Annotated in this window: 6 protein-coding genes; 2 read left to right on the forward strand and 4 right to left on the reverse strand. The window is 70.4% G+C overall.

What is annotated here, in order from left to right:
• Nucleotides 1–100: 100 nt before the first annotated feature.
• The 3 genes from FR742_RS23635 to FR742_RS23645 all read right to left on the reverse strand — a co-directional run bounded on the left by FR742_RS23635 (nt 101) and on the right by FR742_RS23645 (nt 7,537).
• The gene (locus tag FR742_RS23635; RefSeq protein ID WP_148032959.1) at nt 101–736 is read right to left on the reverse strand and encodes a hypothetical protein; all 636 of its coding nucleotides are present in this window, start codon (nt 734–736) and stop codon (nt 101–103) included.
• Between the two features lie 112 nt (nt 737–848).
• Nucleotides 849–6,047 carry a ThuA domain-containing protein gene (locus FR742_RS23640; protein WP_187281276.1) on the reverse strand — a complete coding sequence of 1,733 codons (5,199 nt, stop codon included), beginning with the start codon at nt 6,045–6,047 and terminating at the stop codon, nt 849–851.
• A 212-nt stretch (nt 6,048–6,259) separates the two neighbouring features.
• Entirely contained in the window at nt 6,260–7,537 is a 1,278-nt protein-coding gene (locus FR742_RS23645; RefSeq protein ID WP_148032961.1) for an ROK family transcriptional regulator, read from the reverse strand.
• A gap of 510 nt (nt 7,538–8,047) precedes the next feature.
• Here FR742_RS23645 and FR742_RS23650 point away from each other — a divergent pair.
• Together FR742_RS23650 and FR742_RS23655 are read left to right on the forward strand one after the other, a co-directional pair.
• Nucleotides 8,048–8,569, forward strand: a complete 522-nt coding sequence (locus FR742_RS23650) for an ROK family protein (RefSeq protein ID WP_148032962.1) — start codon at nt 8,048–8,050, stop codon at nt 8,567–8,569.
• A gap of 750 nt (nt 8,570–9,319) precedes the next feature.
• Nucleotides 9,320–10,327 carry a sugar phosphate isomerase/epimerase gene (locus tag FR742_RS23655; protein WP_148032963.1) on the forward strand — a complete coding sequence of 336 codons (1,008 nt, stop codon included), beginning with the start codon at nt 9,320–9,322 and terminating at the stop codon, nt 10,325–10,327.
• A 309-nt stretch (nt 10,328–10,636) separates the two neighbouring features.
• Here the strand turns inward: FR742_RS23655 and FR742_RS23660 are convergent, their stop codons facing one another.
• On the reverse strand, nt 10,637–11,872 hold the full coding sequence (locus tag FR742_RS23660) for an iron-containing alcohol dehydrogenase (RefSeq protein ID WP_148032964.1): 1,236 nt from the start codon (nt 11,870–11,872) through the stop codon (nt 10,637–10,639).
• Between the last annotated feature and the right edge of the window lies 1 nt (nt 11,873).

Raw genomic sequence — 11,873 nt, forward strand, 5'->3', positions numbered from 1 at the left:
GGGCCCGCGCCGGGCGGGCGCGGGCCCCGGACGGCCGGAGCGGACGATGGCGTCCTGCCTCCGGTTCAGGACCAGGTGAACGTTCGGGACCGGTTGCCGTTCAGGACTGGTTGAACAGGGAAAGCGTGAGGGTCGAGTGGTACTCGCCGGCGGTGACGTCGGCGGGGGTGCGCAGCGTGAGGTCGGCGTTGACCTGCCAGGTGCCGATCTCGTCGGCGGAGTTCGCCGTCGACACCAGCAGTTCCTGGCCCTGCAGACCGACGGCCGGCGCTCCCGAGCCGTCGGAGATGACACTGGAGACGGGCTCACCGGCCTCCACCGCCCCGGAGGAGGAGTCGGTCAGCAGGCGCGGCCGCCAGCCCAGGTACTGCGAGCCGATGGGCGGCGTGGAGCCGCTCGTCGCGGTGAACTCGCCGGCCTGGCCGACAACCGCCCAGAAGTCGCCGGCAGGGATCTCCTCGGGCCGGCGGGTGTCGTTCACCGTGACCGTCGGCAGGGTGCCGACGAACTGGCGGGCGGCGGCGTTGGAGCCGTCCTCCTGAAGGGACACGCCGCCGTTGTCGGCGACGGTCATGGACACCTGGCCCGGAGTGGTGCCGGGCTCGATCGTCACCGTGACGTCGATGCCCTGCTCGGGGTCGTCGTCCGCCACCGCGGGACCAGCCATGCCGACGCCCGCGAGCGCGACGCCGAGCACCGCCGCGGCGAGCAGTTGCGTGGTCCTGTTGATTCTCATGTCTTCGCTCCATCGCTGGGGGGCGGGGCCGGCCGGCCGATCGGCCGGCCGGCCCCGGTTCTGCTGGGGGCGGTGACCACGGTCGCGCGGACAGTGGTCACCGCCGGTGCGGTCAGCGGCAGCTGAGCGCCGGGTAGTCGGCGTCGTACGACGAGGTGACCTGCTCGCCGCCGATCGTCGCGACTCCCTTCACGGTCACCGTGCCGGCGTCGATCTGCCCGGCCCGGCTGTTGAAGGACTGGTACGCCTGCTTGCCCGGGGTCACGTCGGCCACGGTCTTCGAGCCGAACGGGGTGGTCAGCGTCACCGTCACCGGCACGTCGGAGCCGTTGACGGCCGTGACCGCCACGTACGCCGAGGTGCTGATGCAGCGGGACGAGGCGGAGACCGTCAGGTCGACCTGCGGTGTGGACGCCGAGATCGTCAGTGTCAGCGTCTTGGCCTCCTCGACGTTGCCCGCCTTGTCGGCCGAGCGGTAGCGCAGCTCGTGCTGCCCGTCGCCGGTCACGGTGACCGGTCCGGTGTAGGCGGTCCAGTCGCCGTCGTCGAGCTGGTACTCGGTCCTGTCGACCCCGCTGCCGCCGTCCTCGTCGGTGGCCTGCAGCGTGACCGACACCGGGCCGGTGAACGTGCCGCCCGCCGGCTCCTCCGGATCGGTCGTCGCCGTCGTCACCGGCGCGGTCTTGTCCTCGGCCGCCGCCTTGGTGAGGCGGAAGTAGTCGAACGTGACCTTCTTCGACGCCGACTGGTTGGTGCCGATCGTGTACACGCCGACCTTGGCGTCGGTGGCCACCGCGCTGTTCTGCACCGCGGCGGACAGTTCCGTCCAGGTCTCGCCGTCGGCGGAGTAGGACCCGGAGTAGGTGTCGCCCTCCTTCTTGAGCCGCAGCCACCAGATGCCGGTGGTGAGGTTGTTCACCTGTGGCTGCGGGCTCTGCACGGTCCCGCCGACCTCGCTGCGCAGCTCGATGCTCCGCGCCACTGTCGACCCGGCCGCGTTGGTGGTGAGGAAGTCGAGCTTCACGTAGTCGTCGTCGCCGGTGTACACCATGAGGCCGCCCTGCTGGTACTGCTCGTTGAGTGCCGAGGCGTCCACCTTGGTCTCCAGCGTCCAGTCGCCGCTCGGGGCCGGCTGCAGGATGAGGTTCTTCGGGCCGGTGTTGTCGGTCCCGTAGATGTCACCGGTCGTGGTGTCGAGCTCCAGCTTGCCGTCGCTCACGCGCATCGCCGTGGCGTCGGGGCGCACGATCGCGGTCCAGCGGCAGGCGTCGAGCGCGGTGCCGTCGAACTCGTCGTTCGGGTCCGGCCCGGTCGCACTGTCGTCCGGCGTGATGTGGAACCAGTCGAAGGACGCGTCCACCACCGGGTGGTCGGCCCCCGCCAGCGAGATCAGGCCGATCTTCGGGTCGGTGATCCCGGCGAGCGGCTTGGTCTGCGGCATCGCGGTGAACGTGGTGCCGTCGGCGGAGTAGTGGGCGGTGATGTTCGTTCCGTCGCTGATGAACCGCACGTACACCGTGTCGGGGTAGGCGTCCCCGAGGGTGGCCGTATTGCTCTGCGACACCTCGTTGGGGCTGCCGTTCTCCTCCCGGATGAACTGGAAGATGCGGTCGGCGTGGTTCGGACCCGAGGTGGAGCGCGCCTGCAGCACCATCTTGGCGTAGTTGTCGTCGTCGCCGTAGATGATCAGACCCGCCTGCTGGTACGCGTCCCGCGCGTCCAGCGTGAGCTTGGCGGTGGCGGTCCAGGCGCCCGACGGCGCCGGCTGCACCACGATGTTCGGCGTGTTGCCACCCGTGCTGTAGATGTCGGTGGTCGAGGTCGGGATCACCAGTTTGCCGTCGGCGACCCTGAGGTCCTGGTTCTCCCTGATGACCGACCAGCGGTCCCGGTCGAGCTGGTCGCCCAGGAAGTCGTCGGAACGTCCGGTGAAGCACACCGCGGCCGGCGCGTCCACCTTGACCTGGACCTGCGCCGTGGCCGACGCGCCCTTGTCATCGGACACGGTCACCACGGCCGTGTAGGTGCCCGGTGCGGTGTAGGTGTGGCTCGCCTCGGCCGTGGTGGGCTCCGGCGCGCCGTTCACGCCGAAGTTCCACTTGTAAGTGATCGGGTCGCCTTCCGGGTCGGTGGCCGTCGCCTCGAAGTCGACCGTCAGCGGGGCGACGCCCGTCGCCGGCGTCGCCGTCGCGGTCACGACCGGACGCTGGTTGTCCGTGGCGCCCTTGCCGACGAAGTCCACCCAGTTGAAGTTCGCCAGGTAGGCGTCGTTCGCCGCGCTCGCCGGCTTACGCACGACGAAGTACAGCGGTCCGCTCTCCGCCGGCGCGCCGGTCACGTCGAGCGTGACGTCGGTGAACGTCTGCCAGCCGCCGGTGGGCGTCACCTCTGCCGAGCCGACCAGCGCGCCGGTCTCGGGGTCACCCGCCCTGACCTGGACGGTGCCGCCGGCGCCGCCCGAGGAGGCGCGTAACCGGAGCGCGGTGACGTTCGACAGGTTCACCGGGTCGAACGACCACCAGTCGCCGTCCTGGACGAACCCGATGTGCTGATTGCCGCCTTGCGGGTCGCTCGTGGTCTCGGCCTGGACACCCGCGGTGTCGGTGCCCACGCCGTCGGCCACCCGGCCGGTCTGCGTGAAGTGCTCGGCCTGCTTGCGCTTGGGCTGCAGGAGCGTCTCGCCCCGCCCGGTCAGGGGCTTCGCGCCGTTGGCCCCCTCGTCGGTGTAGCTGGCCTCGATCACGTAGAAGAGGTTGTCGTACTCGCCGTGGCCGGCCTGCTGGGTCTGCAGGGTGCCCTCACAGCCCGTGTGCTGGTCGAGCGGGTGGCCGTGGCTCTCGTGACCGAGGATCGCCTGGATCTGCACCTTGTCGCAGTCGATCGTGCCGTCCTCGGGGTCGGTGGCGGTCACCTTGAACTTCACCTGGTCACCGAACTCGAAGAAGGCGCCGTTCGGCGGGAGGTCCACCGTGACGGTGGGACGGGTGTTGCCCGCGCTGATCGCGACACTGGCGGTGGCGGTCTTGCCGCCGGGGGTCGTGACGGTCAGGACCACGTTGTAGTCGCCGCCCTCCTCGTAGGTGTAGGAGGGGTTGGGGTCAGTGGAGTCGGTGTCGCCGTCGCCGTCGAGGTCCCACGCGAACGTGAGCGGCTCGTCGTCCGGGTCCCGGCTGCCCTCGCTGGAGAACGTGACGGCCAGCGGCAGCGGCCCGTCCGTCTTGTCCGCCGTGGCACGGGCGATCGGCGGGCGGGTGCCCTTGATGTAATCGATCCGGTAGATGCCGGAGTCGGCGTTGTCGCCGCCGAAGCCGGAGCCCCACTCGATCATGTACAGCGCGCCGTCGGGGCCGAACTTCATGTCCATCGGCTTCTTGAACGACAGGGAGCCGAGGATGCGGTTCATCTCCACGAGCTCGGTGCCGCTCTCGTCGAGCTGGAACGACCACACCTGGTCGTTGTTCCACTCGCCGAACACGGCCTTGCCGTCCCAGTACGCCGGCCACTTCACGTCCGACTGCAGGTCCGGGTCGGCGCGGTAGACCGGGCCGCCCATCGGCGCGCCGCCCCTCAGCTCCGGGAAGTTCTGCGGGTCGGCCGCGTAGTGGTACCAGATCGTCGCGGGCACCATCGTGGGCAGGTCGGTGAGGCCGTCGTTGTTCGGGGAGTCGTTAACCGGCGCGGTGCAGTTGAACGGCGCCCCCGACTGCTGGGTGGCGAAGTCGTAGTCGATGTACGGGGTGTTGTCGCCGACGCAGTAGGGCCAGCCGTAGTTGCCCGGCTCGGAGACGATGTTCCACTCGACCGTGTTCTGCGGGCCCCGGGTGGCGCTCGCCGAACCGGCGTCGGGGCCGTACTCGCCGAGCATGATGTGGCCCGTCTTCGGGTCCAGGCCGATGCGGAACGGATTGCGGAAGCCCATGCCGTAGATCTCCGGCTTGGTGTTCTCCGTGCCCGGCGGGAAGAGGTTGCCGGACGGGATGGTGTAGGTGCCGTCGGGCTCGGGGTGGATCCGCAGCAGCTTGCCGCTGAGGCTGTTGGTGTTGCCCGAGGTGCGCTGGGCGTCCCAGCTTGCGCGGCCGGACCGCTCGTCGATCGGCGTGTAGCCGTCGGAGGCGAACGGGTTGGTGTTGTCGCCCGTGCCCAGCCACAGATCGCCGGTCCGGGGGTCCATGACCATGCCGCCGCCGTGGTGGCAGCACTCGGCCCGCTGAACCGGGACGTCGAGGATCCGCGTCTCGCTCTCCAGGTCCAGGGTGTCACCGGTGACGGTGAACCTGCTCAGCCTGTCGACGTTCGTCCCGGTGGGCGAGTAGAACAGGTACATCCAGTGGTTGGTGTCGAAGTCGGGGTCGAGCGTGAGCCCGAGCAGGCCGCTCTCGTTGGCGGTGAAGACGTCCAGCTGCGCCGCCGTCACCGTGCCGCCGGACGGCTTGATGATCTTGACATCGCCGAGCCGGTCGATGTAGAAGACCCGGCCGTCCTTGGCGACGTCCACCATCATCGGGTTCGAGGTGTTGTCGTCGAGCGTGACCTTCTCGAAGCTGCTGCTCTGCGAGGCCGAGCAGTCGGCCCTGACCGCGCCGGCGGCGGTCTGGATGCCGCCGAGGAGCAGCTTCAGGAAGTTGGGCTCGCTGTAGTTCTCCTTGAGGTGGCCGAGCCCGGTGTACCAGGAACGGCCGCCGTCGTAGTCGTGGCACCAGGTGTTCGGGTGGTCGGCGCCCATCGTGGCGCCGGTGTAGGACTTCTCGTCCATCGACGTCAGCACGTGCACCGTGCCGCGCGGGTTGGCCTGGTAGTCGTACCACTCGTCGGTACGGGTCCAGGTCGCCGGCAGGTCCTTCGTGGACGGGTGCGCCGGATCCTCGACCTTGACCGTGGCCTGCTGGATCGCCGGGTGCGACTTGAAGTACGCCCCGACCAGCTCGCCGTACCAGGCCCAGTCGTAGCCGCTGTCGGCGGCGGCGTGGACGCCGACGAAGCCACCGCCGTTCTGGATGTAGCGCTGGAAGGCGTCCTTCTGGTCCTGCGTGCCCAGCGGGTCACCGGTCGTGGACATGAAGACCACGGCCTGGTACTGGGCCAGGTTCTGGTCCGTGAACAGCGCGCTGTCCTCGGTGGTGTCGACCGCGAAGTTGTTCTCCTCTCCGAGTTTCTGCACGGCCGTGATGCCCTCGGGGATCGAGTCGTGCCGGAAGCCTGTCGTCTTCGAGAAGACGAGCACCTTGAACGCGGGCTCGGCGGCCGTGGCGGCCTCGGCGCTCACGGGCGCCGCGAGGAGGGTGACGAAGGGGGCGACGAGGGCCAAGGCCATCGTCGTCACGGTCCGGCGCCTCGGGCGTCGTCCGCGTGCTGGCAGGACCGCGTTGAGCAGCCTGGCCCACGTTCGATGACGTGGTGACATGGAAAACCCTTCCTGACCGGGGGGACGTCAGGCAAAGGCGCGCGCCGCCGCGCTGTTGCCACTTGGTGGGTAGCGGATGGTGCGGGGTGCTGGAGGGTGCCGTCTCCAGGCATGTGGGGCCGTCAGTGAGGTACCGGCCGGGGCGATGAATCCATGATCGTCGTCGGGTCGTCGATGATGTCGCTGACCACCATGCTGGCGGCGCCGCGAGAGGCGGCGCCGAAGCCGAGAGTGGAGGCGACGAACCGGCACTGGGCGGCGGGAGCGGCCACCACGAGCCGTTGCAGCTGATCCTGCGCATGCGGCAGCAGCCACTGCGCCAGCGAGGCGAAGTAGCCGCCGATGACGATCACGCGAGGGTTGAACAGGTTGGCCAGGATCGAGCCGCCGAGCCCGAGCCACTCGCCGACCTGCGCCACCGCCGTCGTCATTCGCCGGTCGCCGGAGGCCAGGCCCCTGGCGAGGTCGGTTACCCGTTCGCCGGGGTCGGGCATCGGCATGCCGGGCAGCCCGTAGGCCTGCTCGGGCATGGCCGCGCGGACGAGCGCGGCCAGGCCGACCTTGGTCTCCCAGCACCCGATGCGGCCGCAGCCGCACTGGGCGCCGTTCGGGTCCACCTGCAGATGCCCGACCTCGCCGGAGAATCCGTCCGCGCCGCGCAGGAGCTCGCCGCCCAGGATGATGCCGCCGCCGACCCCGACCTCTCCGGTGAGATACACCAGGTACGGAGTGCCGGCGGCGACGCCGGAGGTGTATTCGGCCAGCGCGGCGAGGTTCGCGTCGTTGTCCACCCGCACGGGCACGCGCAGCGGGCTCAGCAGGGAGCTCAGCTGGTCGGCCAGCGGCAGGTCGTGCCAGTAGAGGTTCGGCGCGAGCGTCACGACGCCGCGTACCACGTCCACGAGCCCCGGGACCGCCACCACGATGCCGGCGGGCGACGCTCCGGCCCGCCGCATGGCCTCCACGGCCTCCTTGGCCACGAGCCCGAGCCGGCGCACGGCGCTGTCCGGGCCGCTGCCCATGGCGTCGTGGACGACCCGGCGCTCGACCAGGATCCGGCCGCTGAGGTCGGTGCCGTGGACCGCGATGTAGTCGACGTTGATCTCCATGCCGAGGGCGCCGACGTGCGCGCCGTGCAGCGCGACCGCCCGTCTGGGGCGGCCGACCGCGCCGACGTGCTCGACGCCGACCTCGCGTACCAGACGCCGTTCGAGGAGCTCGGCCATGAGGTTGGACACGGTGGCCCGGTGCAGCCCGGTCGCCTCGGCGATGTGGGCGCGGGACAGGGACTTGTGGTCGCGCAGCTCGCGCAGCACCAGGGAGAGGTTGGCCCGGCGCAGCGCGGCGAGACCCGCCGGCGGAGCGCCGCCCGGAGCACGGTTGGGCGGCTTGTACGTCATGGGTACCACCCGCCCCTTTGTTTATCTTTGACATCAATTAATCGCAGTTGTAACACGGGGATGCAGGAATGTGCACCCCTCACATCCGTAACGAGTTGGCATCGCCGAAATCCCCGCATTTCAGCGACCACTCCGGCGCCAGTTACCGGAACGTTACACACATTGCAACCGGTTTCCCTCTTGTGTCATCAGAGGTCGGCCCCTTTAATTCGGCTAGCCATCCGCACTGATCGAGGAGGAGCGTGGACCACAACCTGGGCGACCGCCACGCGACCGACTCGGCGAGTCGCGACGGACCCGCGGGAGCCCTCGCGGACCAGGCCACCATGCGCCCCGACCCCGCCCTCGTGCCGCGTCATGTGAGCGCGAACAACCCGTGCTCCCTGCCGGCCGTCACCGTCGCGACCAGGCTGAACAAGGCCACCGTCACCAGCCCCGTCAACGAGACGGGGCCCTCAGCACGCGGGCTCCGTCGGCCTCCCGGGTGTCGCGCTCGCCCTAGGCGGCTCCCTGGGCGTAGAGGTCAACGTCGACCACATCGCCGAGTACACCTCGGGCGTCGCGACGGGCATCCCCGACCTTGCCTGCCTCACCGCCGAGGTGGGCGTCGGTGGCGTCGTCATCTCCGGCGGCCGGCTCCTGGGCGGAGCGGACGGGTTCGCGGGGATCGGCCATGCCATGATCGATCCGTCCGGCGCACGGTGCCGCTGCGGCCGCCTCGGCTGCCGGGAGACCGAGGTCGGGCCGGCCGCGCTGGTGGGCATGGCCACCCCGGACCGCCCGTACGGCACCGGCCCGCAGGTCGTCCGCGACACGGAGGAGCGCCTGGCCGAGATCGAGCAGCGCCGAGCCGACGGAGATCCGCACGCCGAGGCCGGCCGGTGGCCCTGGATCGGCGCGGCGCAGCCCGAAGCGGCCCCACCAGCATCTCCATCCGAACGTCTCCGGCCGTCGGAGCCATCGAGGGAACCCCGTCCGCTCTCCCCGCTCGCCCTGACCCGCCCCCGTCCTCCGCACCTTCCGCCCGCCTGATCGCCGTTCCGCGCCTTCCGCGCGCTGCGGCCACGGCGCATGCCGTCCGGCGGACGGACGCCGCCGTGTCCCTGCCCACCGTGCCTTCCCATGCCTTTCCCATGCCTTTCCCATGCCTTTCCCATGCCTTTCCCATGCCTTTCCCGTGCCCTTCCGCCCCAGAACGTCCCGCCCGCCTGATCGGCCGCCAGAGCCGCAGCGGCACCGTCGACGCCGACCTCGGTGCCATCGCGGCGGTGCCAACCGGTGCCGTCAGGCGGGCGGGGCACGGCCCCACCGAACCGAGGAGGCCCTGTGCCGCGGTCAGCATCCGGCTCCTCGTCCCTGCTCGTGATGCGGGGAATCGTCAAGCAGTTCCCCGGCGTGCGCGACGCCTCCCCCGTACGGCCGGCCCCGCCGGCCGCGGCGATGCGTCACGGCATCGCCACCCGCCCTGGGCAGCCTGACCTCCGGCTTCGAGGCCGTGCACGACCTGTGGCCACGACCACCCCCTCGGCAGCGCCGAGCAAGGGTTCAGGCGGGTGCAGGTCACCGAGCCGGACCACCCGTACGCGGGCGCCCGGTGGCCGCCCGGCCACGGCCTCGGGTACGAGCACGCCTTCGTCCACGAGACGAAGGACTTCCTGGAGGCGATCGCCGCCGGCGCCGGCCCCTCCCCGTCCTTCGAGGACGGCCCGCGGGTGCGGCGCGTGCCGGCGGCCGTCGAGCAGAGTGCGGCTGAGGCAGCCGCTTCACGATGGTGGAGGATTCATGACGAGACCGATCACGTTGTTCACCGGGCAGTGGGCGGACCTGCCGTTCGAGGAGGTCTGCCGGCTGGCTTCCGAATGGGGCTACGACGGCCTGGAGATCGCCTGCTGGGGCGACCACTTCGAGGTCGACAAGGCCGTCGCGGACGACTCCTACGTCGAACGCAGGAAGGAGACCCTGGCCAAGTACAACCTCGGCGTGTGGACGATCTCCAACCACCTCGTCGGCCAGGCCGTCTGCGACCACCCCATCGACGAGCGCCACAAGGGCATCCTGCCCGCCCGTATCTGGGGCGACGGCGAGCCGGAAGGCGTGCGGCAGCGCGCCGCCGAGGAGATGAAGGACACCGCCAGGGCCGCCCGCGCGCTCGGCGTCGACACCGTCGTCGGCTTCACCGGCTCGTCGATCTGGCACACGCTGGCGATGTTCCCACCGGTGCCCCCGCCCATGATCGAGGCGGGGTACGCCGACTTCGCCGACCGCTGGAACCCGATCCTCGACGTCTTCGACGAGGTCGGCGTGCGCTTCGCCCACGAGGTGCACCCCAGCGAGATCGCCTACGACTACCACACGACGGTGCGCACGCTGGAGGCCATCGGGCACCGGCCGGCCTTCGGCCTGAACTGGGACCCCTCACACATGGTGTGGCAGGACCTGGACCCGGCGAACTTCATCCTCGACTTCGCCGACCGCGTCTACCACGTGGACTGCAAGGACGCCCGCGTCGCCACCCGCGACGGACGGCGCGGCCGCCTGTCCTCCCACCTGGCCTGGGCCGACCCCAGGCGCGGCTGGGACTTCGTGTCCACCGGCCGGGGCGACGTGCCGTGGGAGGCGTGCTTCCGGGCGCTCAACCACATCGGCTATGACGGCCCGATCTCCATCGAGTGGGAGGACGCGGGCATGGACCGGCTGCACGGCGCGCCGGAATCCCTCGCCTACATCCGCTCGCTCAACGCCATCACCCCGCCGGCCGCCGCCTTCGACGCCGCCTTCTCCTCCGAGTGACGCCGTTACGCCGGGGCGGCGGCCGCAGGTGGCCGCCGCCCCGGCGGAGATCCGCACGCTCTCCGTTCCCGTGCAGATGCCGCTCGACGCGCGAGTGGATGGCCGCAAGACCGGAATCTCCGCCCCTTCGACCTCTGCGGCCGATTTTCGGGCATCTATACGTCATGAGCGAAATAGCACGGTGGCCATTATGGCTTTTGCGCCTTGGCCGGCCGGGTGGGCATGCGGCCGCGCGCCATGCCTGAGAATAGAGGGCTCCCATTAAGGCATCGCTGGCAATTCCCGATACTTCACATTAAAGGCCTGTCACTATTTATCCTCCGGAGTCAGGACGTGTCGGTTTCGGTCCCCCAGCCAGGCCGCTTCGAGGATCGCGGTCAGGCTGGCGGTGTCGGTCGGGCCTGGATGGTTCTGGATCAAGCGGGTGACACCACTGGCCATCTCCGCGAAGCGCGGGAGGTCAGCGCGTGCCACGCCGATGTCCGCCAAGGTGGCGGGGATGCCGATGTCGGCAAGGAGCCCGTCGAGCCAGGTGAGGAACGCATCTGCGGCCTCGGCGTCCGAGGCGTCGGTCACATCGAGCCCGCACACCTCGGCGAGGATGGCCAACCGGTCGCCGATGGCGCCCCTGGCCGCGTCCAGCGCGTAGGGCAGCAGCAGCCCGACGCCCAGGCCGTGCGGTGTGTGGGTGGCGGCGCCGATGGGGTACTGGAGGGCGTGCGGAGCCGCGTTGCCCGCGTGGGAGAACGCGAGCCCGGCCAGCATGGACCCGTAGGACATGTCCGCGCGCGCTTCCTTGTCGCCTCCGTCCCTGACGACATGGGGCAGGCTGCGGGCGATCCGCTCCGCGGCCAGGAGCGCGTAGTGATCGGTGATCGAGTTGCGGCCGAGGAAGACCTGCTCCACCGGGTCGCGTGGTCCGTGGGCCCGGGGCCGCGCGGTGTAGCTCTCCACCGCGTGGCAGAACGCGTCGATGCCGGAGTGGGCAGTGACGGTCGCCGGGCAGGTGTAGGTGAGCTCGGGGTCGACGATGGCGAAGTCGGGCACGATGTGGACGCTGGAGACCCCCACCTTCAGCTCGCGGTCAGGGTCGGTCAACACCGAGACGGGCGTGAGCTCGGAGCCGGTGCCTGACGTCGTCGGGACCGCGACGAGAGGAATCGTCGGCCCGGGCACCTTCGACTCGCCGTAGAAGTCGCGCGGCGTCCCACCATGGCACCGGATGACGCCGACGATTTTGGCGAGGTCGATCACCGTGCCACCGCCGATGGCGAGAATGGCGTCGGCGTCCACCTCTGCGGCGACCGAGACGGCCAGGGCGACATCGGCGAGTGGCACGTCCGGACTCGCGTCGGCGAACACCTCGACGACTTCGACCCTCTCCCGCACGGCGGCCACGATCTCGGCCACGCCCGGCTGCCCCAGAAGAACCCGGTCGGTCACGATGAGGACGCGCGAGCCACACTCGGCCACCACTCGCGGGATGTTCTGCGCGACCCCTTCGCCCACTATCAGCTGGCGTGGTGCGCGGACGGTCTCAAGCATG

Source organism: Nonomuraea sp. C10, assembly GCF_008017515.1.
GTDB lineage: Bacteria > Actinomycetota > Actinomycetes > Streptosporangiales > Streptosporangiaceae > Nonomuraea > Nonomuraea ferruginea.

Coding starts and splice junctions, on each gene's coding strand:
- FR742_RS23635 (WP_148032959.1), bottom strand. CDS start 736: ATGAGAATCAACAGGACCACGCAACTGCTCGCCGCGGCGGTGCTCGGC.
- FR742_RS23640 (WP_187281276.1), bottom strand. CDS start 6,047: ATGGCCTTGGCCCTCGTCGCCCCCTTCGTCACCCTCCTCGCGGCGCCC.
- FR742_RS23645 (WP_148032961.1), bottom strand. CDS start 7,537: ATGACGTACAAGCCGCCCAACCGTGCTCCGGGCGGCGCTCCGCCGGCG.
- FR742_RS23655 (WP_148032963.1), top strand. CDS start 9,320: ATGACGAGACCGATCACGTTGTTCACCGGGCAGTGGGCGGACCTGCCG.
- FR742_RS23660 (WP_148032964.1), bottom strand. CDS start 11,872: ATGCTTGAGACCGTCCGCGCACCACGCCAGCTGATAGTGGGCGAAGGG.